Source organism: Ruegeria sp. YKSD163 (assembly GCF_059612905.1).
The window spans coordinates 160,378-183,615 of sequence record NZ_JBXWRM010000009.1 but is presented as its reverse complement, the minus strand read 5'-3'; the positions used below and the strand labels follow the sequence as shown (position 1 = coordinate 183,615).

Here is a 23,238-nt window from a genome sequence, read left to right as displayed (position 1 = left end):
CGAAAGCGATGACAATCGTACGCTTTCGCCTTCCTTTCACGTGATCCGATGCCCGTCGGACCGTCGTGAAGGGCGCCTGTCCCCCCAAGCGAGTGAATCGCTGGAACAGTGGTAGCAAGTCGGTCTGCGGAGCGGCAACGAAACTATGATGTTGACTCGGGATTCACCTGCAAAGAATCTCTCAAGGCTGCGGCACCGGGACCTTGCTGCAACAGGCACGAAAAAAGGCGCTGCAAATGCAACGCCTTTTCTTAGAACCCCTTTGGGGGATTCGGGACCGTCCTCAGCCCAGCGCTTTGACGCGCGAGGACAGGCGGGACATTTTGCGGGATGCGGTGTTCTTGTGGAACACACCCTTGCTGACGCCGCGCATCAGTTCGGGCTGGGCCGCGCGCAGAGCGGCGGTTGCCGCATCCTTGTCACCCGAGGCGATCGCCTCTTCGACTTTGCGCAGATAGGTGCGGATCCGCGAACGGCGGGCTTTGTTGATGGCGAAGCGCTTTTCGTTCTGACGGGCGCGCTTTGCTGCCTGGGGCGAATTTGCCATGTTTTCTGACCTTTACTCGGGTTCGGTTCTGTTCATGTCACGCAATGACGCCCCTCTCCCGGATCAGTCTCACCGGTGTGATTCTAGCCAGAGCGGGCCCCACGCGCATGTATGACGGCGGCATTTAGCGAAAAAGGCGACGAAAGCCAAGCCCCCATCCGCCAAAACGCAAACAGGCGGGCCTGGGCCCGCCTGCTGCACTGATTCCATGACGCAACGTCACTTGTCGCGAAACTGGGCGGCGCGTTTTTCAAGGAAAGCGGCCATGCCTTCCTTCTGATCTTCGGTGGCGAACATCGAATGGAATACGCGGCGCTCGAACAGTAGCCCCTCGCTCAGCGTGGTCTCGTAAGAGCGGTTGACCGCCTCCTTGACCGCATAGGCCGAGATCATCGATTTCTCGGCGATCTTCTGAGCCGCGCTCAGCGCCTCTTCGACCAGCTTCTTGGCCGGAACTACGCGGCTGACCAGCCCGGCGCGCTCGGCCTCTTCGGCATCCATGAACCGCCCGGTCAGGTTCAGATCCATCGACTTGGACTTGCCCACCAGCCGGGTCAGGCGCTGGGTGCCGCCGATACCGGCGATCACGCCCAGATTGATCTCGGGCTGGCCGAACTTGGCGGTGTCCGCCGCAATGATGAAATCGCACAGCATCGCCAACTCACAGCCACCGCCCAGCGCGTAACCCGCCACTGCCGCGATGATCGGCTTGCGGATGGCGCTGACGCGGTCATTGGCGGCCGCGAACAGGTTCTCGCTATACACCTCGACATACGTCTTCTCAGACATCTCGCGGATATCGGCACCGGCGGCAAACGCCTTGTCGCTGCCGGTGATCACGATGCAACGCACCTTGTCATTGCCATCGGCCTCTTCCAGCGCGGTGCACAACTCGCCCAACAACTGTGTGTTGAGCGCATTCAGCGCATCGGGACGGTTCAGCCTGATCAGGGCTACGTGGTCTTCAACTTCGACGATGATCGTCTCAAAGGCCATGGGGCTTTCGCTCTCGGTTGTTCCGTTTCGAAACGATTCCTTATCATGGGCGAGAGATGGTTCAAGCTATCTTTGGCATTGCGCGCAATAGAAGGATGAGCGACCCGACTGGGTGATTCTCTGCACGGTGCCGTCACAGCCCGAGCGGCGGCAGGGTTCCCCTTCGCGCCCGTAGACATCGAAACTGTGCTGAAAATACCCAAGTTCGCCATCGGCTTGGCGGAAATCCTTGAGTGAGGAACCACCCGCCTCGATCGCCTCGGACAGGACCTGGCGAATGATCGGAACCAGCGCAGAGACCCGCGCGGCGGCGATCTGTCCCGCTTTGCGACGCGGCGACACCCCGGCGCGGAACAACGCCTCACAGACATAGATATTGCCTAGCCCCGCCACGATTCCTTGATCCAGTAGCGCCGATTTGACCGGCGTGTTGCGCCCCTTGAGGGCGGCAACCAGGTAATCCTCGTGAAAATCGTTGCCCAGCGGCTCGGGCCCCAGCACCATCAACAGCTTGTGTTCGTCCACGGTCGCAGTGGCCATCAAGTCCATCGCACCGAACCGGCGCGGGTCGTTGAAGGTGATGCGCGCGCCGTTGTCCATGTGAAACACCACATGGTCATGTTTCTGCGCCGCCGGGTGGTCATGCACGAACTGCCCCAGCGGATCACCCGACACGGTCATCCGCCCCGACATGCCCAGATGGATGAGCAGCGTCTCGCCCCCCGACAGATCGGCCAGGATGTATTTCGACCGCCGCCGCAGCCGTTCCACCCGCTGGCCTGTCAGCCGCTCGGCCATGCGATCGGGGAAAGGCCAGCGCAGGTCGGGCCGATTGACCTCGGCCCGCGCGATCACCGCCCCCTCCATCGCGGGGGCCAATCCGCGCCGCACGGTCTCGACCTCGGGCAATTCAGGCATTAGACGCTCCTCATCCAAAGGGCCGCATTGTGCCCCGGTCTCAGCACCCTATAACAGGGGCGAAATGCGAGGAACGGCAAGACCCATGTCCGACACATCCGACAAGACCACCCATTTCGGCTTTGAAACCGTGCCCGAGCATGAAAAGGCGGGCCGGGTTCAGGGCGTGTTCGGCTCGGTCGCCTCGAAATACGATGTCATGAACGATGTGATGTCGATGGGCATCCACCGGGTCTGGAAAGACGCGATGATGGATTGGCTGGCGCCGCGACCGGGCCAGCGCCTGCTGGATGTGGCGGGGGGGACCGGCGATATCTCGTTCCGGTTTCTGAAACGCGCGGGCCATGGCCATGCCACCGTTCTGGACCTGACCGAGCCGATGCTGGTCGAGGGCCGCAAGCGGGCCGAGGCCGAGCGCATGGCCGACAGTCTCGACTGGGTGGTGGGCGATGCCATGGCGCTGCCCTTCGACGATAACACGTTCGACGTCTACACCATCTCGTTCGGCATCCGGAACGTGACCCGGCCGCAAGAGGCGCTGAACGAGGCTTACCGCGTGCTGCGCCCCGGTGGGCGCCTGATGGTGCTGGAGTTCAGCCAGTTACCCAATGACGGGCTGCAAAAGCTCTATGACCTTTACAGTTTCAACGTGATCCCCCGGATGGGCCAGCTGATCGCCAACGACCGTGACAGCTATCAGTATCTGGTGGAATCGATCCGCAACTTCCCCGATCGGGAAACCTTCCTGGGCATGGTCGAGGCGGCGGGTTTCGGCAATGCCAAGTACCGCAACCTGAGCATGGGCATCGCCGCGCTGCATTCCGGCTGGAAGATCTGATCCATGCGCGGCCCCCATAATATCATCCGCCTGATCCGCACGGGCGCCACGCTGGAGCGCAACGGCGCCATGGGCGCGGTGCTGGATGCGTTCGACGCGCCGCGCCCGCTGCGCATTCTGGCCCGCGCGCTGGGCAAACCGTTCCAGTGGCTGGGCTTCAAGGGCGACCCCAGCCTGCCACCGGCCACCCGCGCGCTGATGGCGATGGGACCGGCCTATATCAAGTTCGGCCAGGTGCTTTCGACCCGGCCCGACGTGGTGGGCCAGGATCTGGCCGACCAGCTGCGCGTGTTGCAGGATCAATTGCCGCCCTTTCCCCGCGCTGTTGCCATGCGCGAGGTGGAGCGGGAACTGGGTCGCCCGCTGCCCGAGATGTTCAGCGAATTCAGCGAGCCGATTGCGGCGGCGTCCATCGCCCAGGTGCACCGGGCGCGTCTGGCCGACAGCGGCGAGGATGTGGCGGTCAAGGTGCTGCGCCCCGGCATCGAGCGCGCCTTTCGCAAGGATGTGGACGCGTTCTATTTCGCCGCCCGCATCGTCGACCTCTTTGCCCCCGGTGCCCGTCGCCTGCGCCCGATCGAGGTGATCGAGCATTTCGACGGCGTGGTGCGCGGAGAGCTTGATCTGCGGCTGGAAAGTGCCGCCGCCTCGGAATTCGCCGACAACACCAAGGAGGATGCCGGGTTCCGCCTGCCGCCGGTGCGCTGGTCGCTCTCGGCGCGACGGGTGATGACGCTGGGCTGGGCCGATGGCGTGCCGCTGGGTGACAATGCCGCGCTGGACGCCGCCGGACACAACCGGCGCGATCTTGGCGAACGGGTGCTGCGCCTGTTCCTGCTGCACGCACTGCGCGATGGCTATTTCCATGCCGACATGCATCAGGGCAACCTGAAGGTCGCCGCCGATGGCGATATCATCGCCTATGACTTCGGCATCATGGGCCATATCGACGAATACACCCGCCGGGTCTATGCCGAGATCCTGTTCGGCTTCATCCGACGCGATTACAAACGCGTGGCCGAGGTGCATTTCGAGGCCGGTTACGTGCCCGCCACCCAGGATGTCGACGAATTCGCCCGCGCCCTGCGCGCCGTGGGCGAGCCGATCTTTGGCATGGATGCGACCCATATCTCGATGGGCCGGCTGCTGAGCTACCTCTTCGAGGTCACCGAACGGTTCGGCATGGAAACCCGGACCGAGCTGATCCTGCTGCAACGTACCATGGTCGTGGTCGAAGGCGTGGCGCGTTCGCTCGACCCCCATATCAACATCTGGGAGGTGGCCCGCCCGGTGGTCGAGGATTACATCAAGCAATCCATCGGCCCGCGCGCGGTGCTGGCCGATCTGGGCAAAACAGCGCTGGTGGTGGCCCGTTTTGGCCCACGCCTGCCCGATCTGGTCGAACGCGCGCTGGTGGCGCAGTCGCAACCGGGTCCAGACGAAAAGCCGCGCCTCAGCGCAGCGTTCTGGCCCGCCCTGGGTGGCGCGCTGATCGGCGGCGGCGTGGTTCTGCTGGCCAGCCTTTTCATCTGAACCGGTGACAGGCGCCGCCTTCGTGCTAGGCTGCGCCCATGGCCCGCACCAATCCACATCGCCCCTTCGTGCCCGATCCCGAACAGGCAGCCCTTGCGCCCGAGGTCAGCGGCAATGACATCAACGGGCTGGGTGAAACATCGTTTCGCCGCCCGCGCATGGTCTATTGGGCGCCCGACCCGGCCGATATTCCACACGGCTCCCTGCAACACTATTTCTACCGGCAATCGGCAAAGGAACCTGACTTTGCCAGCAGACGCGCCGCCCGCCAGGCTGTGCTGGACGCGCCCCTGCCGCCGGTAGCAGAGACCGCGACCACCCGCGAACCCGCGGACTGGACCGCCGCGCTGACGCAATTCGTGGACAGCGGCGCTTGCGAGTTGACCGGTGTTGCCGAGATGGACCCTGATTGGGTCTTCGAAGGCCACGAAATACCGCAATCGCGCGTCATCATGATCGGCGTGGCCCATGACTACGACGCCATCGCCACGGCGCCCCAACCCCGAGCTGGGCTTGAGGTGATGACGCAATACACTCGTGCCGCCCAAGCCGCCAAGACCATCGCCGGATGGCTGCGCCAGCAAGGCTGGCAGGCCGAGCCGCTGACCGGCCCGATGACCGGCGCGCTGGCGATGATCCCGCCCGCGCTGGCCTGCGGCTTTGGCGAGTTGGGCAAGCACGGGTCCATCATCAACCCCGATCTCGGCGCCTCGTTCCGCCTGTCGGCGGTGCTGACCGATGCGCCTTTTGCCCCGACGCCGGCGCAGGATCACGGCATCGACGGCTTCTGCCAGAACTGCCACATCTGTCAGGACGCCTGCCCGCCCGAGGCGCTGTTTGCGAAAAAGCAGACCGTACGCGGCACCCGCAAGTGGTATGTCGATTTTGACAAATGCCTGCCCTTCTTCAACCAGACGCACGGCTGCGCCATCTGCATCGCCGAATGCCCCTGGTCGCGCCCCGGCATCGGCCCGAACCTAGCTGCCAAGCTGGCCCGCAAACGCAACAGGGACGCAACCAGCTAACCGCGCCCCTGCTTCATTTCGCCCCAAATACTCCGGGGGTCTGGGGGCAGCGCCCCCAGCCTCTCCACTCAGAGCATTTCGATCGCGATGGCGATGCCCTGGCCGCCGCCGATGCACATGGTGATCAGACCCTTGGACCCGCCGGTGCGCTCCAGCTCATAAAGCGTTTTCAGCGTGATGATCGCACCGGTCGCACCAACCGGGTGGCCCAATGCAATCGCGCCGCCATTGGGGTTGACCTTGGCCGCATCCAGACCCAGCTCCTTGTTCACCGCCAGGGCTTGCGCGGCAAAGGCCTCGTTCGATTCGATCACGTCGAAATCGCCGATACTCAGGCCCGTGCGCGCCAGCAGGTTCTGCACCGCCGGAACCGGGCCGATCCCCATCACCTCGGGGCGCACACCGGCATGGGCGTAGCCCAGAATACGCGCCTTGGGCTTCAGCCCGGCCTTCTCCGCCGCATCCGCCGTGGCCAGCACCATCGCTGCCGCGCCGTCGTTGATGCCACTGGCGTTGCCCGCCGTCACCCGGCCATCCTTCTTGAACACCGGCTTCAACCCGGCCAGCACCTCGACCGAGGTCGCCTTGGGGTGCTCATCGACTTTGAAGTCGACCATGTCGCGCTTGACCTTGACCTGCACCGGCGTGATCTGGCCATCGAAATACCCCGCCGCGATGGCTGCGGCCGCGCGCTCTTGCGAGGTCATGGCGAACTGGTCCATGTCTTCGCGGCTGATCTGGTGCTCGTCCGCGACGTTTTCGGCGGTCACACCCATATGACCGGTGCCAAACGGGCAGTTCAGCGCGCCCAGCATCATGTCAAGCGATTTGACATCGCCCATTTTGGCGCCCCAGCGGGCCTGGGTCATGATGAACGGGCTGCGCGACATGCTCTCGGCACCGCCAGCCACGGCAAACTCCGCATCCCCCAGCATCAGCGACTGCACCGCCGAGACGATGGCCTGCGCGCCAGAGCCACACAGGCGGTTCACGTTCATCGCGGGCGTTCCGTTCGGGATACCCGCCTGCATCGCGGCAACCCGGCTCAGATACATGTCGCGGGGTTCGGTATTGATCACATGGCCGAACACCACATGGCCGATCTGGGCGCCTTCGACGCCCGAACGTTCCAGCGCCGCCTCAGTTACCACGGTGGCAAGGTCGATTGGCGCAGTCGAGGCCAACGCCCCGCCAAAAGTGCCGATGGCGGTGCGGGCACCGTCCAGAATCACGATATCGGTCATGTCATCCTCCTCAGGGTTTCGCGCATTATGCACCCGCAGCATGATTTGTCGCCTGAGACGTGCCGTCACGCCCACCCTGCCGGGAATTGACAAAATAGAGCGCGCGGCGCACAGATTCCGTCATGACGGAATACCCCGACGATATCCTGAACCGCCTTCCCGCCCGCCTGAAAGAGGCACGCCGTGCGCAGGGTCTCTCGCTCGAGGCGGTGGCCAATCTCAGCGGCGTCTCGCGGTCCATGGTCAGCCAGATCGAACGCGGCGAAAGCAGCCCCACCATCGCCACGCTGTGGAACCTGACGCGCGCGCTTCAGGTCGATTTCGCGGGCCTGCTCGAGGAGGCCGAGGCCGCCGACCGTATCGACACCCTGCGCGCCTCCGAAGTGCCCAGCATCGACAACATGGGCCAGGGCTGCCGCATCCGCATTCTATCCCCGCCCGAGGATGCCGGTGGACACGAGGTCTATGACATCAGCTTCAAACCGGGCGGCGCGCTGAACAGCCAACCCCATGCACGCGGCACCCGCGAACAGCTGACCGTGCTTGACGGTGCGGTGCGTGTGACCTCGGGCTCTGCGGCACAGGATCTGGGACCGGGCGACACAGCGCGCTATGCCGCTGACATTCCACACAAGATCTCTGCCACCGGCGACGGACCGGCGCGGGTGTTCCTGATCGTCAAGACAGCTTGAGCGCAAGGCGCAAGTCAGCCGCGCTCCAGCTCCGCGACCGTCATCAGTGGGAAGAAGCTTCCCGAGGACCACAGCCCGAACCAGCCGTCCTCAATCTCACCCAGATCCATCAGCCGATAGAAACTCTTGCGGTCGATCAGCGCCTCAAGCCCCGCGCGAATATGAACATAGGGCGCGGGCTCGCCGGTCGCGGGGTCCTGCGCCATGCGGATCGGATTGTCCGCTCCCGCCACCGCGCTGTCGCCCACATGGGTGGTAAAGGTCAGCACCTGTTCGAGCCCCTGCCCCGCAACCTCGACATCCACGGCGACAAAAGGCGCGTCATCGACGCGAATCCCGACCTTTTCGACCGGGGTGACAAGATAGTACCGGTCCTCCTCACGCTTCAGGATCGACGAGAACAGCCGCACCATCGCGGGCCGGTTGATCGGCGTGCCCTGATAGAACCAAGTCCCGTCCCGTGCGATACGCATGTCGATATCGCCGTTGAACGGCGGATTCCACAGATGCACGGGGGCCGGTCCCCTGGATTTGATCGCCCGGGCCGAGGCAAGAAGGCCGTCCGCCGAAGGTTTCACAGGCTTTTGTCCGCTCATTGTTTTTGCCATTTGCTGTCAGCGCGATACACTCATACCCATATAGTTGCCGCGGAGGGAAAACCATGTCCGAACCTGCCGACCTGCTCGGGGAAATCGACGCGCTTGGCATCAAGCTGCAAGAAGCGCGGGCCTCGATCACCCGCCGGTTCATTGGCCAGGAGCGGGTGGTGGACCTGACCCTGACCGCGCTTTTGTGCGGTGGGCACGCGCTGCTGATCGGCCTGCCGGGCCTGGGGAAGACGCGTTTGGTCGAGACGTTGTCGACCGTCATGGGCCTGCATGGCAACAGAATCCAGTTCACGCCCGACCTAATGCCCGCCGATATTCTCGGCTCCGAGGTGCTGGACACCGCCGAGGATGGCAGCCGCCGGTTCCGCTTCATTCCCGGTCCGATCTTCTGCCAGCTTCTGATGGCCGACGAGATCAACCGCGCCAGCCCCCGCACCCAGTCGGCGCTGTTGCAGGCGATGCAGGAAAAAACGGTCACCGTGGCGGGCGAGAACCGGCCGCTGGGCACGCCGTTTCACGTGCTGGCGACCCAGAACCCGATCGAGCAGGAAGGCACCTATCCCCTGCCAGAGGCACAGCTGGACCGGTTCCTGGTGCAGATCGACGTCGATTATCCCGACCGCGCGACCGAGCGCGAGATTCTGCTTGCCACCACCGGCGCCGAAGAGGCCGAGGCGCATCAGGTGATGACCCAGGCCGATCTGCTGGCCGCTCAGGTGCTGCTGCGGCGGATGCCGGTGGGCGAGTCGGTGGTCGAGATGATCCTCGACCTGGTGCGCGCCTTCCGTCCGGACGAAGCGGGGGTCAGCGACCGGGTGCGCGATACCGTGGCCTGGGGGCCCGGCCCGCGCGCGGCGCAGGCGCTGATGCTGACGGTGCGGGCGCGGGCGCTGCTGCAGGGCCGGCTGGCGCCCAGCCCCGAGGATGTGCTGGACATGGCCCGCCCGGTTCTCAGCCACCGGATGGCGCTGAACTTTGCCGCCCGGGCGCGCGGCGATACCTTGGCCGGCCTGATCGACGAGACCGCCGCCAACCTGACCCGGAACGAGGTCGCCGCGTGAGCGTCGCCCCCGCCCTCAGGCATCGTGCCGAAACCGCCGCCGCCCCGCTGCCGCCCCTGCTGGCGCGGGCCGAGCATCTGGCGGGCACCGTGCTGCTGGGCGATCACGGGCGCCGCCGCGCCGGGCTGGGCGATGATTTCTGGCAATATCGCCCGGCCCAGCCGGGCGACAGCCGCCGCATGATCGACCACCGTCGTTCGGCCCGGGGCGACCTGCAATTTGTTCGCGAGCGCGAATGGCAGATCGCGCAATCGGTGATGCTCTGGGTCGATCAGGGTGCCTCTATGAGCTTCAGTTCGGACAAGCGGACCGAGACCAAGGCCGACCGCGCCCGCCTGCTGGCGCTGGCGGTAGCGATCCTGCTGGTACGGGGCGGCGAGCGGGTCGGGCTGACCGGCACCACACTGCCGCCACGCCGCGGCAATGCCCAGGTGCACCGGCTGGCCGAGGCCTGGTCACGCGATGCCGAGGCCGACTATGCCCCGCCCGAACACCGGGCCATGATCCCGCACGCCCGCGCCCTGTTTGTTTCCGACTTTCTCGGCGACCTCAAAGAGGTCGAGCTGGCCCTGTCCAAGGCCGCCGACCGGGGCGTGCGCGGGGTGCTGATGCAGGTGCTCGACCCCGCCGAGGAAAGCTTTCCCTATCGCGGGCGCACCTTGTTCGAAAGCGTGGGCGGCACGCTGCGTCATGAAACCCTCAAGGCCGGAGAGCTGCGCGAGCGCTACCTCGTCCGGCTGGCCGAACGCCGCGACGCGTTGATGGCGCTTACGCGGGCGACTGGCTGGCAACTGGGCCTGCACCATACCGGCGACAGCGCGCAATCGGCGCTGTTGTGGCTGTGGCGCGCCCTGGACGGGAGAGTGCGATGACGGTTCTGGGCGGCATCGGCTTTACCGCGCCCTGGCTGCTGCTGGCGCTGGTGGCATTGCCGATCCTCTGGCTGATCCTGCGTGCGGTGCCACCGGCACCGATCCGCCGGCTGTTCCCGGCGGTCAGTCTGCTGTTGGGTTTGCGTGACGACGAAAGCGTGTCGGACCGAACGCCCTGGTGGCTGCTCTTGCTGCGGGTTCTGGCGGTGGCGGCGGTGATCCTGGGTCTGGCCGGACCGGTGCTCAACCCCCGGCAACAGGCCGAGGGAGACCAACCCCTGCTTGTTGTGCTGGACGCCAGCTGGGCCGGGGCGGCGCGCTGGACGCAACAGATCGACCTGCTCGAGGCGCGTCTGACCGAAGCAGGTCGGACCAACCGTCCGGTCGCGGTGCTGCGGCTGGGCGCGCCTGAGGATCTGGTGTTTCAATCCGCCGCTGCCTGGCGCAGTCGGCTGCCCGGTCTTTCGCCGATGCCCTGGCAACCGGGTCAGGCCGAACTGGCCGCCGCCGCGCAGGCAGTCGGCGCGCAGGCGGGCGGGTTCGATACGCTCTGGCTCAGCGACGGGCTGGACTATGCGGGGCGGACCGAGTTGCTCGACACGCTGGGCGCGCGCGGCGCGGTCACCGTCTATCAGTCACCCAACCCGGTGCTGGGTCTGCGCCCGGCTACATTCGCCGATGGCGCCGTTCAATTGACGCTGCTGCGTGCCGAACCGGGGCCCGAGCGCATCCAGGCGGTACTGGCGCTGGGTCCTGATCCCGCCGGAACGGTCCGGGTGCTGAACCGCAGCGAGGCGCGCTTTGCCGCAGGTGAAACCGAGGCGCAACTGGCGCTTTCCCTGCCCTCGGAACTGCGGGCCCGCGTCACCCGGTTCGAGCTTGAAGGCCAACGCGCGGCTGGAGCAGTGGCCTTGACCGATGACAGTCTGGCCCGGCACGAGGTCGCGCTATTTGCCGGACGGCAGGATCGCGAGGGGCTGGAACTGCTGTCGCCGCTGCACTACCTGACCCAAGTGCTGGTGCCCAATTCCGATTTCATCGACGGCGCCCTGTTGGATGTGCTGCCCGCCAATCCCGATATCGTTGTACTGGCAGATGTGGTGACACTGGCCACACTGGAACGGAGCGCGCTGACCGAATGGGTTGAACAGGGCGGCATCCTGGTCCGCTTTGCCGGGCCGCGCATGGCGGCCAGCGATATCGGCCGCGACGAGATCGATCCACTTCTGCCGGTCCGCCTGCGCAGCGGTGGCCGTACCGTCGGCGGCGCAATGAGTTGGGGCGAGGCCAAGACGCTGGCTCCGTTTGCCGATACCTCGCCCTTTTACGGGCTGACGATTCCTGGCGATGTCACCGTTTCCACCCAGGTCATGGCACAGCCCGATCCCGATCTGGCCGACCGGGTAATCGCCGCGCTCAGCGATGGCACACCGCTGGTCACCCGCAAGGCGCTGGGGCTGGGACAAGTGGTGCTGTTTCATGTCACCGCGGATGCGGAATGGTCGAGCCTGCCGCTGTCGGGCCTTTATGTCGAGATGCTGGACCGGCTCGCCGTTTCCTCGGCCGCCAAAAGTGCCGATGCAATCAACCTCGAAGGTACGGTCTGGAGCCCGTTGCGGGTGATGGATGGCTTTGGGCAATTGGACGATGCCGGCAACCTGCCCGGCGTGGATGGCACCGCGCTGGCCAGCGCCGCCATCGGGCCAGAGCTGCGCCCTGGCGTCTATGCAAACGAGAGCCGGCGGCTGGCGCGCAACGTATTGGGCGCCGACAGTGTGTTGACCCCGGCGCAATGGCCCGCATCGATTCCGGTGCTGGGGCTGAGCATCGCGGCAGAGAAACCGCTGGGTGGTTGGCTGTTGGCGCTCGCGCTGGTGCTGCTGGCGTTGGATGTCGCGGCCTCGCTGGCACTGTCGGGCCGGCTCGGCCCGCTTGGCCGTGCCGCTGCGCTGCTGGGTTTGCTGCTGCATGCGCCCGGGGCCGAGGCGCAACAGGCCGAGGCCGACCGCTTCGCCCGCGACGCCACCCGCGAGATGGTGCTGGCCCATGTGCTGACCGGCAATCGCACGGTGGACGATCTGGCGCTGGCCGGGCTGCGCGGCCTTTCGGACACGTTATTCTTTCGCACTTCGGTCGAACCCGCAGCCCCGTTCAGCGTCGATCTGGAACGTGACGAGCTGGCTTTTTTCCCGCTGCTCTATTGGCCGGTCACCCCCGATCAGCCGCAGCCGTCGGATGCGGCCTATGCAAGGCTCAACACCTATCTGCGGCTGGGCGGCATGATCCTGTTCGACACCCGCGACGCCGATATCGCCCGCTTTGGCGCTGGCAGCCCGAACGGGCGCAAGCTGCAACAACTGGCGGCGCCTCTGGACATTCCACCGCTGGAGCCGGTGCCGGGCGATCATGTGCTGACCCGCACATTCTACCTGCTTCAGGATTTCCCGGGCCGTCACGCCAGCGCCGATATCTGGGTCGAGGCCGCCCCGCTCGATGCCGAACAGATCGAGGGCATGCCCTTTCGCAATCTCAATGACGGGGTCACCCCGGTGGTGATCGGCGGCAACGATTGGGCCGCCGCCTGGGCGGTCGATGACAATGGCCGCGCCATGCTGCCGGTGGGGCGCGGTTACGGTGGCGAGCGGCAACGCGAGCTTGCCTATCGCTTTGGCGTCAATCTGGTCATGCATGTGCTGACCGGCAATTACAAATCCGATCAGGTCCATGTGCCTGCGCTGCTTGACAGGTTGGGACAATGACCGGAGACCTCCTGCTCGATCCGCTTGTTCCGCTGCCGCTGCTGATCGCGCTGGCTGCCCTTTCGCTGGCGGGTATCGCACTGGCGCTGTGGCGCGGCCTGTCGGGCTGGGCTCTGCGCGGGCTGGCGGCACTGGTGCTGCTGGCCGCGCTCGCCGCCCCGGTCTGGCAGGTCGAGGACCGCGCACCCCTTTCCGACATCGTGCTGATGATCGAGGATCAGAGCGCCAGTCAGGGCCTGTCCGACCGGCCCGACCAGACCACAAGCGCCGCTGATCAACTGGCCGCCAGCATCGAGAGCCGCCCCAATACCGAGCTGCGCCGCATCATAGTTGGCGATGGAGAGGCCGATACCGGCACCCAGCTGATGGCGGCCCTTACCGAGGCGCTAAACGAGGAACCGCGCGCCCGGATCGCAGGTATCCTTGCCCTATCCGACGGGCAGGTGCACGATCTGGACCGCGCCCCCGCACTTCCGGCGCCGATGCATCTGCTGCTATCGGGGCGGGCCACTGACTGGGACCGACGCCTGATCGTGCGCAACGCCCCCGCCTTTGCCATCATCGGCGAGCCGGTCACCTTGAGCCTCAGGATCGAGGATGCCGGTGCAGTGCCCGCCGGTCAGGGCGCGGTTGCAGAGCTTGAGATCTCGGTCGATGGCGGCCCGCCCGAGCGTCTGACGCTGCCCGTAGGCCAGGACCTGGAGTTGCCGGTGACCCTTCCCCATGGTGGGCGCAACGTGGTGCAATTCTCGGTCCCCGTGGCCGAGGGCGAGCTGACCGATCGCAACAACACCGCGCTGATCCAGATGAACGGTGTTCGTGACCGTCTGCGGGTGCTGCTGGTATCGGGTCAGCCGCATCCGGGCGGGCGTACCTGGCGCAACCTGCTCAAATCGGACAGCTCGGTCGATCTGGTGCATTTCACCATCCTGCGCCCGCCCGAGAAACAGGACGGGGTGCCGGTTGACGAGCTTAGCCTGATCGCCTTTCCCACCCGCGAGCTGTTTCTGGAAAAGATCGACGATTTCGACCTGATCATATTTGACCGCTACAAGCGGCGCGGCATCCTGCCGGCGATCTATCTGGACAATGTCGCCAATTACGTGAACCGGGGCGGCGCGGTACTGGTAGCGGCGGGGCCGGATTTCGCCACCGCCGACAGCATCTATCGCACCCCCTTGTCGCCGGTCCTGCCCGCGCGCCCCACCGCTCGGGTGATCGAAGAGGCCTATCGCGCACAGGTTACCGAAGAGGGCGCCCGCCACCCGGTCACCGCCGAGCTGGGCAGTGCCGACGAATGGGGCCGCTGGCTGCGCCAGATCGAGGTCACGCAGGATTCGGGCCATGTGCTGATGAGCGGGGTCGAAGGCCGGCCGCTGCTGGTGCTCGATCGGGTCGGCGAGGGGCGGGTGGCGCTGCTGGCCACCGATCACGCCTGGCTCTGGGGGCGCGGATACGAGGGCGGCGGCCCGCAGCTGGAGCTGCTGCGCCGTCTTGCCCATTGGATGATGAAAGAACCTGAACTTGAGGAAGACGCGCTCTGGGCCGAGGCACAGGGCCAGACCATGCGGATCATCCGGCGGACGCTGGAAACCGAGGTCGGCTCGGTCACCATCACTCGCCCCGATGGCGGTGAGGATGTGCTGCCGATGGAGGAGGTGTCTCCGGGTCGGTTCGAGGCGCTTTATCAGGGGCCCGAGATCGGCCTTTACCGGCTGCGCGAAGGCGATCAGAGCGCGGTCATCGGCCTTGGGCCCGCCGCCCCGCGCGAGTTCGAGGCGACCATCGCCACCGCCGCCCTGATGGAGCCGCTGATCACCCCGCTCAAGAGCGGTATCTTCCGGCTGGAGGAAGGTCTGCCCACCATCCGCAATGTGCGCGAGGGGCGGCCCGCCGCCGGGCGCGGCTGGCTGGGCCTGACACCGCGCGGCGCCTATGAAACCCGCGATGTGCGGCAGACGCCGCTGGCCCCGGCCTGGCTGGTGCTGTTGCTGGCCTCGGGCTTTGTCATCGCGGGATGGTTGCGCGAGGGGCGGCGGTAGTCGTCTTCAATCCAGCCGCAGCTCTGCCCGGCTGGACCGGCCCCGCGCATCCAGCAGGATCAGCGTTGCAAACCCCTTGCCGGGCGAGGGAACATCGAATTCGCGGGCAAAGATGCCTGTGGCCAGCGGCCTGCCATTGGCCAACAGGGTAAAGGGCGCCTGACCCCCACGCAACTTGACCGTGACCGACCCGCCGTCGATGGCCAGCACCGCGCCATCAGGCGGAAACAGAAGTTCGGGCGCATCGGGCTCGACCTCGAACACCGCACCCCTCGGGCGATAGCGTTGCAGTGGCAGAGGCAATTCTGCCGTGGGCAGGATCAGCGTGTCGGGCGGTGGCGGCGGCAGCGGGTCAAAGGCGGGTTTCAGCCGCCCGAACGCCTCGAACAGGACCGGTGCTGCCAGATCGCCGCCAAAGGCGCCCGGCACCGGGGTACCGTCGGCCCGGCCCATCCAGACCCCGATCACATGGGCGCCGTCGAACCCCACCGCCCAGGCATCGCGATGGCCATAAGAAGTGCCGGTCTTATAGGCCAGTACACCACGCCGCGCCCCGGGTGGCGGCGCCAGCCCCGCAAGGATATCGCCCACCTGCCACGCGGCAGACCGGGAAAACAGCCGCCCCGCCGGTTGGGCTGCCTCAACCAGAGCATGGCGCAGCAGCGGCCCCTGCCCGCCCTGCGCCAACCCGGCATAAAGCTGGACCAGATCCTGCAACGTTAGGCCGACCCCGCCCAGCGCAATCGCCAGACCCGGCGTGCCGCCGGGCAGGCGCGGCGTCGCACCGCCCCGCCGCAGCGCCGCCATCAGCCGCGCCGGGCCCAGATCGTCGGTCAGCCGCACCACCGGGATGTTCAGCGACAGCTGCAACGCCTCGCGCACTCGCAACTCTCCGCGGAATTCGCCGTCGAAATTGCGCGGCGCATATCGGCCGAACATCACCGGACTGTCCAGGATCAGCGTTTCAGGATGCGCCAGCCCCTGATCGAAGGCCAGGCCATAGACAAAGGGTTTCAGGGTCGAGCCGGGCGAGCGCAGCGCCCGGGTCATGTCGACAAAACCCTGCCGCTCGGCGCTGTAACCTGCCGAGCCGACCGAGGCGAGAATCTCTCCGCTGCGGTGATCGGCCACCATCAGCGCCGCCGACAAACGCCCTCCGGCCTCCAGCGCCGCCTTGGCCAGCAAGGTTTCGAGCCGCGATTGCAAGCCCACCTCCAGCGTGACGTCGTGGCGCTGCGCCGTCGGATCGGCCGCGCGCAGACGGTCGGCCAGATGCGGCGCCAACAGCGGGAAGGGGTACTGTGCCTGTGGAATTGCTTCGCCCAGCGCAGCCTGCATCGCCTCGCCGCTCAGCACACCCTGCGCCAACATCCGATGCAACACCCGGTCGCGAGCCGCCCGCGCCGCGCGCGGGTGGCGGTCGGGGCGGCGCGCCTCGGGCGCCTGCGGCAGCGCCACCAACAGCGCCGATTGCGCCGGGGTCAGGCGATGCGGCTCCTTGCCGAACCAGGCCAGCGCGGCGGCGCGAACGCCTTCGAGATTGCCGCCATAGGGCGCATGCGTCAGGTAGAGCGCCAGAATCTGCTGCTTGTCCAGCCGCCGCTCCAACGCCAACGCCACCCGGATCTGGCGCAGCTTACCCGCCCAGCGCCCGGTGGGCCCATCCTCGATCAGTCGTGCCACCTGCATCGTCAGGGTCGACCCACCCGAGACGGGGCGGCGATACCACAGCGCTTGCCCGGCGGCGCGCAGCATCGCCAGCGGATCGACCCCGGCATGATCGGCAAAACGCTTGTCTTCGTAGCGGATCAGCATGCGGGTAAAGCCCGAATCCACCGTCCCCGGCGCCAACCGCCAGATGCCGTCCCCCACCTGATAGGCCCGCAGCAAGGCGCCGTTGCGGTCGCGTATCTCGACGCCAGTTTCAGCCAGGACCGGCGGCAGATCTGTTGCGTCGATCCAACGATCTACCCCGTCACGCAGCGCCGCGCCCGCCCACAGGATCAGCGCCAGCGCCGCCAGCCAGCGCGCAGGCCTAGGCATCATCGACCCAACCCTGCCAGAGCCCGGGGTAAAGGGTGGCAAAACCGCTGCCATGCAGGTCGAGATCCGCCGCAAACCCGGCCGAGGCATAATGCACCCGACCATCCGGCAACCGGGTATAGATCTGGTCCAGCCGCGCCACGCAATCCAGATCGGGCATCAGCCAGGCGGCGGCAACGCGCAATTCATCCCCCGCAAAGACCCCCAGCCGCCGTATCGGCATCAGGTTGGTGGCGGGGGTAAAGCTGAGGTCGAGATCGGTGCAATCTTCGGTTCCCGGTTGCAGCACATCGTCCATCCGCCAGCCCCGCGGCGTTGCCTCGATCCGCATCGACAGGGGGCGCCCGCCGCGCTCTCCGGCCACATCCGCCGACAGGCTGCGCCAGTCGGGCGCGCAGCGGATGTCATAGCTGAGCGTAGTGTCGCAATCCCCGTCGCGCCAATGGGCATGGCCCACCATGATCCAGCCCTGAGCCACCCGCGACAGGGTGCAGCGGTCGGACCCTTCGCCATCCAGCCGCCGCCAATGGGCGGTGGCAATGGCCTTGCGCCCGCTCATTGCCCGACACGGATGCGGCCCGTGTCGGTGCGGGCGCGATAGCGGGGGCGGTACATGTCCTCGACCGAGGCCGCCGGGTGATGGAACTCACCCGGGCTGACCGCGCGGGTGACATAGGCAAGCGTGACGGGCCGGGTGCCGGTCAGATCGATGGCCGCGAGGAAGCGGTCGCTGCGGAACTCGGTATGGGTGGCCTCGTCCAGCGACAGCCAGTCTAGCGCCCGCACATCGCCTGAGCGCAACAGCGAGGGGTTGTCGATCTCGAACCCTGCGGGCAGCGGATCGTTCACCATCAGCCGCCCGCCCGAGGCCTCGAACGGGGTCACGGTCAGCACCGTCACGAACCGTTCGCCAATGGCGAAAGCGTCACGGTAGATGGGCGCCCCGTCCATCGTGTAGCGAGCGCGAGTGATGGTATAGCCGGTGCCACCAGCGGGCGGCGGCACCTCGGGCACACCCAGCATGGTCAGGGTGATATCGGTGACGCCACCATCGACGGCGGTGATGTTGAGCACCTCGTCGCTGGTCCCTGCAAGCACCTGCACAAAGGGCCCATCCACCGCCGCGCCATTCACCCGCAGGCCCGATTGCTCAGGCTGCTTGACCAAGGCCTGTGCTGCAAGCAGGCTCCAGGCCGCCTCCTGGGTCGACATCTCACCCGCGGGCTGGCTGATGCGGCTGATCAGGGAATCCCGGTCGATCACCGCGCTGCCCGCCTCGGCGGCCAGCGTCAACAAGCCCGCCGCATCCCGCAGGCTGGTGCCGTAATCGGCCCGCCAGACGGGTGTCTCGGACCGCTGCCCCGCGACCATGCGCGCGGCACGGGCAAACATCGCGTCGGCCCGCGTCTGGTCGCCATACATGGCCAGCGCCGATCCCAGCTGTGCCGCGCCCAGCGGCGTGGTAAAGGCATCCGACTTGACGTCGGCGTAGTAGCGCAGGTCACCCATCGCCGCCGCGCCCTCGCGCGCCAGCACCATCAGGGCATAGGCGATATCCTCGCCCCCTTCGTCGAAATCGGGGGCATAGTTCAACCGATTGCGCAGGTTGTCCATCGCCATGGCAAAGGCGCGGTCCGGCACTGAATAGCCCTCGGCCCGGGCCCGGCTCAGAAAGTCCGAGGCATAGGCGTCGAGCCAGAAATCACCGCTCTCGGCACGCCACAGGCCAAAGGCGCCATTGGCGCTTTGCCGGGTCAGGATGCGCCGGATCGCGGCGTCGATCCGCTCAGCCACCTGCGGTCCGGTGCCCAGCCCCGCTGCCTGCGCCACCGCCCCAAGGTATAGCAGCGGCATCGCCTGCGAGGTCACCTGTTCCGTGCAGCCATAGGGATAGCGGTCCAGCATCCCCAACAGGCCCGGCGCATCGAAACGCGCCAGCGGACCGGCCGACAGGATGGCCCGCGCCGATCCGGGCCTGAGCCCGGTGAAGACATCGCGAGAGAACAGGAAACTGTCGCCCGCCCCCAGCGCAAAGCGCCGGGTCTGGGCCACCACCGGATCATTGGCACGCACCGGCAGTCTCAACACCTGGCGCAGCTCTTGCCCGCCCGGCGTCACCAATTCGACCGTCAAAACCGGATCGCCCAGCGCGGTGGCGGTGACCGGCACCTCGAACACGGCCTTGCCCCCCTCGGTCAGCGTGAACAGGTCGGGTGCGGCGCCCAATTGCAGGCCCGGGGCGCTGGCCAGTTTCAACGCCATCTCGCCCGGCGGGCCATCGGCATGCACCACCTCCAGCCGCACCCGGCTGCTGTCGCCGGGCGCAAGGAAGCGCGGCACCGTCGCCGTCACCACCACCGGATCACGCACGATCATGTCCCGCTCGGCCTGTCCCACAGCGCGGTCGGACCAGGCCACCGCCATCAGCCGCACGGTCCCGTTGAAGGCAGGCAAGGGTATATCGACCGAAACGCCGCCATCGGCATCCACCTGCACCGGGCCACTGAACACGGCCATCAGGTCCTGGGTCGGCGGCGGCGATTGCAACCGCAAGCCATTTTCGGCATCCCCGCCCGAGCGGACGGTGCCCATAGCGCCGTTCATGCCGTCTATCAGCCGGCCATAGACATCGCGCATCTCGACACCCAGTCGGCGCTGGCCGAAATAGTGGCCCTGCGGATCGGGGCTCTCGAAGCCGGTGAGGTTCAGAATGCCCAGATCGACCGCCGCCAGCGTCAGCCAGACCTCGTCACCCGCCTGCGCGCCCGCAACCGTCAGGCGCACGGGCTGGGTGGCGCGCGGTCGCGCCACCTCGGGTGCGTCGATCGCAACCGTCAGCGCCTTGCCCACCGGTTCCACCGTTGCATGGGCCAGACCCAGTGCACGCGCCGGGTTCTGCCCGGCGGCCACGTCCATCGGCCGGATCACGGTGGCGGTGACATAGGCGCCGGTGCCCCACTCCTCGGTCACGGTCAACGGGATCACGCTTTCGCCCGCCGCCACCTCGACCGCCTGCCGTGCAATCACCCGGTCCGAGAGCACCGTGACCAGCGCGGTGCCCGCCATGCGCGGCACGATCCGCAGCCGCGCGGTGTCGCCCGGGCGATAGCTGTCCTTGTCCAGCGAAAGCTCCAGCCGGTCGGGCGACGCCGCCGCATCGGCGGCCTGATACCAGCCGGCATAGAAATCGGTGGACGCGGCGACATAGGCGCCATCCAGCCGCTCGACCAGCAATTCGTATTCACCCCATTCCACCGGCTGCGACAGGGATAACGGATCGCTGCCCAGATCGGCCTCGCCCGTGGCGATGCGGGTGCGGCGGGTCACCGGCTCCCAGTTCCAGTTGCCGTAAAGCTGGTACCACTGATACCGCGTCTCGACCCGGTTCAGCGTCCATTTCACCCGCATCAGCTGGGGCGTCAGCTCCGGGGTCAGGCCAATCACCTGGAACCCGGCCTCGGTACCCTCGCTCACCACATCCTCGAACAGCGGCTTGATGCCGATAACGGGGGTGGCCGGCGAGACCGGCACCGAGATCCGGCGTTCGACCGGTCGGGCGGCACCATCGGCCAGCCGCGCCGTCACCACCGCCTCGAGCGGTTTACCCTCGGCGTCGATCTGCGGGATCTCGACCGCCAGCCGGGCATTGCCCGCCGCATCGGTGCGGGCATCGCCGAAATGGCTGGTGCGGGTCTGAAGCCCGGCGTCATGGCGGCCAAACCGGTATCCGGGCCAGCCCGCGATCTGGTCGACGGCGCGCAGTTGCACCTGCCCCTCGATGCTCAGATCGGCGCCCGGCGCCCCGAACAGGTAACGCGCCTCGATGCTCAGCGGCGGGCTGTCGCCGGGCAGGATTGGCGCATCGGGCAGCGCCAGGTCAAAATCGATCCGCTCAGGCAAAAAATCCTCGACCAGCAGGGTCTGGCTGGCCAGCGCGGGTCCATCGGGATCGGTCTTGATCTCGATCCGCCAGGTGCCGCGCGGGGCGCTGGCACCGGTGGTCAGGGCAAAGACATGCCCCCCCGCCACACCGCCATCCGAGACCTTGCGGCCATATTCCACCCCGTCGGGCCGGGTGAGGATCGCGGTGAGCGGCAGACCGTCGATGGCACGCGCGGTGCCATCGCGGCTGAGCGCTGTCGCATGAATGGTCTCGCCCGCGCGATAGGCGCCCCGGTCGGTGGTCAGGAACACATCGACGGGGCCCGCGGGCTTGCGTCCCTCGACGCCCCGGTCGGACAGGTCAAAGGCCGGGTCGATCAGCGACAGGAAACCCAGATCGGTGTCCCCCGCCGCCGCCAGGATCAACGCTGGCGCCGCCGCGCCCGTGCCCCGCGTCAGCCCCGGTTCGAACCGCGCAAGACCCTGCGCATCGGTCTGGACCCGGCCCAGCACCGCATTGGCGCGCGAGATCAGTGTCAATTCGACCGCTGCGCGCGGCGCCGCGTCGGAAAGACCGCGCACCGTCACATGCAACCCGTCATTGCCCGAGATCGAGGACAGCCCCAGATCGGACAGCACGAACCATTGGGTCGCACCGGGATTGTCATAGGGGTCGGCACCCGGCACCCGCGCCGTCAGCGTATAGATGCCGGCAGGCTGGCCCGAGATCGCCTCGGCCAGCGGCAGGCGGGTGGTCATGTCGCGGTTGAGCGTGCTGGCCACTTCGGCACTGCCGATCCAGACCTCTTGCGCGATATCCGCGGCGAAATACTCGTCCTCCCAATAGGACAGCGGGCGGGCGAAATACCCCTCCTGCACCGCGCGCAGCAGGTTGCGGTCGCTGACCCGCCGCAAAATCAGGTCGAGGGTGGTGGCGTTCACCGTCTCGACCGGAACGGCGGCATCCGCCGATTTCGGCAGCACATAGGACCGGCCCGGAAAGCGGACCGCCGGGCTGCGGTCGCGCACGTAATGGGTCAGCGTCACGTCCTTCCAGAGCGCCTCACCGGATCCGGCAGGCAGCCCCTCGCGCAGGGTGATGCGATAGCGTTTGCCATGTTCGACCCCATCGAGGCACAGCTGGTTTCCATCGGCCTGCACCACCAGGTCCCCTTCGGGCGAGTGCACGAAAGGCTCGTAATCGACCCCGCTGCGCGCCAGCGGGTCCGAGAACTGGGCACAGATGCGCGGCTGGGCACTGTCGCTTTCGACCGTAGTCTCGATCACGCGGAACCCGTATTTGCCAATTGCCGTATCCAGAGCCGCCAGCACGTCCTCGCGCGGCTGGATGGTGCTGGCCAACCGCAGCACCGGCACCATGTCACGGCCACGCCCGTCCCGTTCAAGCGCCTGCGCGAGCAGGTACAGCGCCGAAACTTCGGCCCCCGGACCCTGGGCCCGCAAATAGGCATTGAGCGCGGCGGAGGTGGCGCGGCGCGCATGGTCGCGTTTCACGCTGCTGTCATCGCTGCGCACGCTCAGCAGCAGGCGGGCGTATTCCGCCCACAGATCGGCACGATCCGACAGCGACACCGCCAGCCCGGCCCAACCCGCGGCCTGTGCCCCCGCACCCGCATTGCGCATCGCGGCGATGACCTGGTCCAGCTCCATCCCGCCCGCGGCATGGCGCAGCCCAAGATCACGCGCCTGCGCGACAGCGCGGGTCAGGTCGCGGTCCGGCAGAAAGTCCAGTCGCACCGCCTGTTGCCGCGCCCGGTCACGCACAGCCGCCGAGCTGGGCAGTTTCACCGCCGAAAGCGCCCCCTGATACGGCGTCTGTTCGCTGACACCTCTTTTGGGGAAACAGGCGTTCGAACGCGCGTTGAAGGTGAAGGCGTTGCAGGCATTGTTTGCCGAACAGGCACGAATGCAGGATTGCAGATCGGTGTCGAACAGGGCGTCCAGATCCTCGCCATAGAAATCCATGTCACGGGTAGCGAGATAACGAAAACCGGGCGCGGCCTCTTGCGCCGAGGCTCCGGTCAGCCCGAAAAAAGCAAACTGAAGAGAAAGAACTGCAAGAAATCCAAAACGCCGCATGCCGACCTCCTGTTTGGGTCAAGGGTCGCATGGGCGCCTGACCCATTGCAAGGATTCAGGCTTGACGGGCTTAAGCTC

The 23,238-nt window shown here is 66.8% G+C and carries 16 protein-coding genes; 8 read left to right on the top strand and 8 right to left on the bottom strand.

The features are described from left to right. Nucleotides 1-283: 283 nt before the first annotated feature. The 3 genes from rpsT to mutM all read right to left on the bottom strand — a co-directional run bounded on the left by rpsT (nt 284) and on the right by mutM (nt 2,461). Nucleotides 284-547, bottom strand: a complete 264-nt coding sequence (gene rpsT, locus AC2FNA_RS13825; protein ID WP_234140376.1) for a 30S ribosomal protein S20 — start codon at nt 545-547, stop codon at nt 284-286. 219 nt (nt 548-766) lie between these two features. Continuing rightward, nucleotides 767-1,543, bottom strand: coding sequence for an acryloyl-CoA hydratase (gene acuK / locus AC2FNA_RS13820; protein WP_496827446.1), 777 nt, complete (start codon nt 1,541-1,543; stop codon nt 767-769). A 66-nt stretch (nt 1,544-1,609) separates the two neighbouring features. After that, nucleotides 1,610-2,461: a bifunctional DNA-formamidopyrimidine glycosylase/DNA-(apurinic or apyrimidinic site) lyase gene (mutM, locus tag AC2FNA_RS13815; RefSeq protein ID WP_496827444.1), complete on the bottom strand. Its 852-nt coding sequence runs from the start codon at nt 2,459-2,461 to the stop codon at nt 1,610-1,612. 85 nt (nt 2,462-2,546) lie between these two features. On the opposite strand from mutM, the gene ubiE reads away from it, so the two are divergent. Genes ubiE through AC2FNA_RS13800 form a run of 3 tightly spaced genes read left to right on the top strand, consistent with a single transcriptional unit; the run spans nt 2,547 to nt 5,857 of the window. Beyond that, nucleotides 2,547-3,299 carry a bifunctional demethylmenaquinone methyltransferase/2-methoxy-6-polyprenyl-1,4-benzoquinol methylase UbiE gene (ubiE, locus tag AC2FNA_RS13810; RefSeq protein WP_496827442.1) on the top strand — a complete coding sequence of 251 codons (753 nt, stop codon included), beginning with the start codon at nt 2,547-2,549 and terminating at the stop codon, nt 3,297-3,299. A 3-nt stretch (nt 3,300-3,302) separates the two neighbouring features. Continuing rightward, on the top strand, nt 3,303-4,832 hold the full coding sequence (ubiB, locus tag AC2FNA_RS13805) for a 2-polyprenylphenol 6-hydroxylase (protein ID WP_496827440.1): 1,530 nt from the start codon (nt 3,303-3,305) through the stop codon (nt 4,830-4,832). Between the two features lie 38 nt (nt 4,833-4,870). Then, nucleotides 4,871-5,857 (top strand): 4Fe-4S dicluster domain-containing protein, encoded by a 987-nt coding sequence (locus AC2FNA_RS13800; protein ID WP_496827438.1) that lies wholly within the window; start codon nt 4,871-4,873, stop codon nt 5,855-5,857. A gap of 68 nt (nt 5,858-5,925) precedes the next feature. Here the strand turns inward: AC2FNA_RS13800 and AC2FNA_RS13795 are convergent, their stop codons facing one another. Next, complete coding sequence (locus AC2FNA_RS13795; RefSeq protein ID WP_496827436.1) at nt 5,926-7,101, bottom strand: acetyl-CoA C-acyltransferase family protein; 1,176 nt, start codon at nt 7,099-7,101, stop codon at nt 5,926-5,928. A gap of 122 nt (nt 7,102-7,223) precedes the next feature. On the opposite strand from AC2FNA_RS13795, the gene AC2FNA_RS13790 reads away from it, so the two are divergent. After that, complete coding sequence (locus tag AC2FNA_RS13790) at nt 7,224-7,793, top strand: helix-turn-helix domain-containing protein (RefSeq protein WP_496827434.1); 570 nt, start codon at nt 7,224-7,226, stop codon at nt 7,791-7,793. Nucleotides 7,794-7,807: 14 nt separating this feature from the next. Here AC2FNA_RS13790 and AC2FNA_RS13785 read toward each other — a convergent pair whose 3' ends face one another. Further along, a complete protein-coding gene (locus AC2FNA_RS13785; protein ID WP_496827432.1) occupies nt 7,808-8,389 on the bottom strand; it encodes a DUF1285 domain-containing protein in 582 nt (193 codons plus the stop codon). Nucleotides 8,390-8,454: 65 nt separating this feature from the next. Between AC2FNA_RS13785 and AC2FNA_RS13780 the strand changes: the two genes are divergently transcribed. Genes AC2FNA_RS13780 through AC2FNA_RS13765 form a run of 4 tightly spaced genes read left to right on the top strand, consistent with a single transcriptional unit; the run spans nt 8,455 to nt 15,135 of the window. Beyond that, the gene (locus AC2FNA_RS13780) at nt 8,455-9,462 is read left to right on the top strand and encodes an AAA family ATPase (protein ID WP_496827430.1); all 1,008 of its coding nucleotides are present in this window, start codon (nt 8,455-8,457) and stop codon (nt 9,460-9,462) included. After that, entirely contained in the window at nt 9,459-10,334 is an 876-nt protein-coding gene (locus AC2FNA_RS13775) for a DUF58 domain-containing protein (protein ID WP_496827428.1), read from the top strand. The genes AC2FNA_RS13780 and AC2FNA_RS13775 overlap by 4 nt, the downstream gene beginning before the upstream one ends. Next, complete coding sequence (locus AC2FNA_RS13770; RefSeq protein ID WP_496827426.1) at nt 10,331-13,093, top strand: DUF4159 domain-containing protein; 2,763 nt, start codon at nt 10,331-10,333, stop codon at nt 13,091-13,093. The genes AC2FNA_RS13775 and AC2FNA_RS13770 overlap by 4 nt, the downstream gene beginning before the upstream one ends. Beyond that, on the top strand, nt 13,090-15,135 hold the full coding sequence (locus tag AC2FNA_RS13765; protein WP_496827424.1) for a hypothetical protein: 2,046 nt from the start codon (nt 13,090-13,092) through the stop codon (nt 15,133-15,135). Before AC2FNA_RS13770 ends, AC2FNA_RS13765 begins: the two co-directional genes overlap by 4 nt. Before the next feature lie 6 nt (nt 15,136-15,141). Here AC2FNA_RS13765 and pbpC read toward each other — a convergent pair whose 3' ends face one another. From pbpC to AC2FNA_RS13750, 3 genes are read right to left on the bottom strand one after another with little or no spacing between them, the layout of a single operon-like run. After that, entirely contained in the window at nt 15,142-17,181 is a 2,040-nt protein-coding gene (gene pbpC, locus AC2FNA_RS13760; RefSeq protein WP_496827422.1) for a penicillin-binding protein 1C, read from the bottom strand. After that, the gene (locus tag AC2FNA_RS13755; protein ID WP_496827420.1) at nt 17,171-17,737 is read right to left on the bottom strand and encodes a putative glycolipid-binding domain-containing protein; all 567 of its coding nucleotides are present in this window, start codon (nt 17,735-17,737) and stop codon (nt 17,171-17,173) included. The genes pbpC and AC2FNA_RS13755 overlap by 11 nt, the downstream gene beginning before the upstream one ends. Then, nucleotides 17,734-23,160, bottom strand: coding sequence for an alpha-2-macroglobulin family protein (locus AC2FNA_RS13750; RefSeq protein WP_496827418.1), 5,427 nt, complete (start codon nt 23,158-23,160; stop codon nt 17,734-17,736). The genes AC2FNA_RS13755 and AC2FNA_RS13750 overlap by 4 nt, the downstream gene beginning before the upstream one ends. Nucleotides 23,161-23,238 lie beyond the last annotated feature (78 nt).

Coding starts and splice junctions, on each gene's coding strand:
- rpsT (WP_234140376.1), bottom strand. CDS start 547: ATGGCAAATTCGCCCCAGGCAGCAAAGCGCGCCCGTCAGAACGAAAAG.
- acuK (WP_496827446.1), bottom strand. CDS start 1,543: ATGGCCTTTGAGACGATCATCGTCGAAGTTGAAGACCACGTAGCCCTG.
- mutM (WP_496827444.1), bottom strand. CDS start 2,461: ATGCCTGAATTGCCCGAGGTCGAGACCGTGCGGCGCGGATTGGCCCCC.
- ubiE (WP_496827442.1), top strand. CDS start 2,547: ATGTCCGACACATCCGACAAGACCACCCATTTCGGCTTTGAAACCGTG.
- ubiB (WP_496827440.1), top strand. CDS start 3,303: ATGCGCGGCCCCCATAATATCATCCGCCTGATCCGCACGGGCGCCACG.
- AC2FNA_RS13800 (WP_496827438.1), top strand. CDS start 4,871: ATGGCCCGCACCAATCCACATCGCCCCTTCGTGCCCGATCCCGAACAG.
- AC2FNA_RS13795 (WP_496827436.1), bottom strand. CDS start 7,101: ATGACCGATATCGTGATTCTGGACGGTGCCCGCACCGCCATCGGCACT.
- AC2FNA_RS13790 (WP_496827434.1), top strand. CDS start 7,224: ATGACGGAATACCCCGACGATATCCTGAACCGCCTTCCCGCCCGCCTG.
- AC2FNA_RS13785 (WP_496827432.1), bottom strand. CDS start 8,389: ATGAGCGGACAAAAGCCTGTGAAACCTTCGGCGGACGGCCTTCTTGCC.
- AC2FNA_RS13780 (WP_496827430.1), top strand. CDS start 8,455: ATGTCCGAACCTGCCGACCTGCTCGGGGAAATCGACGCGCTTGGCATC.
- AC2FNA_RS13770 (WP_496827426.1), top strand. CDS start 10,331: ATGACGGTTCTGGGCGGCATCGGCTTTACCGCGCCCTGGCTGCTGCTG.
- AC2FNA_RS13765 (WP_496827424.1), top strand. CDS start 13,090: ATGACCGGAGACCTCCTGCTCGATCCGCTTGTTCCGCTGCCGCTGCTG.
- pbpC (WP_496827422.1), bottom strand. CDS start 17,181: ATGATGCCTAGGCCTGCGCGCTGGCTGGCGGCGCTGGCGCTGATCCTG.
- AC2FNA_RS13755 (WP_496827420.1), bottom strand. CDS start 17,737: ATGAGCGGGCGCAAGGCCATTGCCACCGCCCATTGGCGGCGGCTGGAT.
- AC2FNA_RS13750 (WP_496827418.1), bottom strand. CDS start 23,160: ATGCGGCGTTTTGGATTTCTTGCAGTTCTTTCTCTTCAGTTTGCTTTT.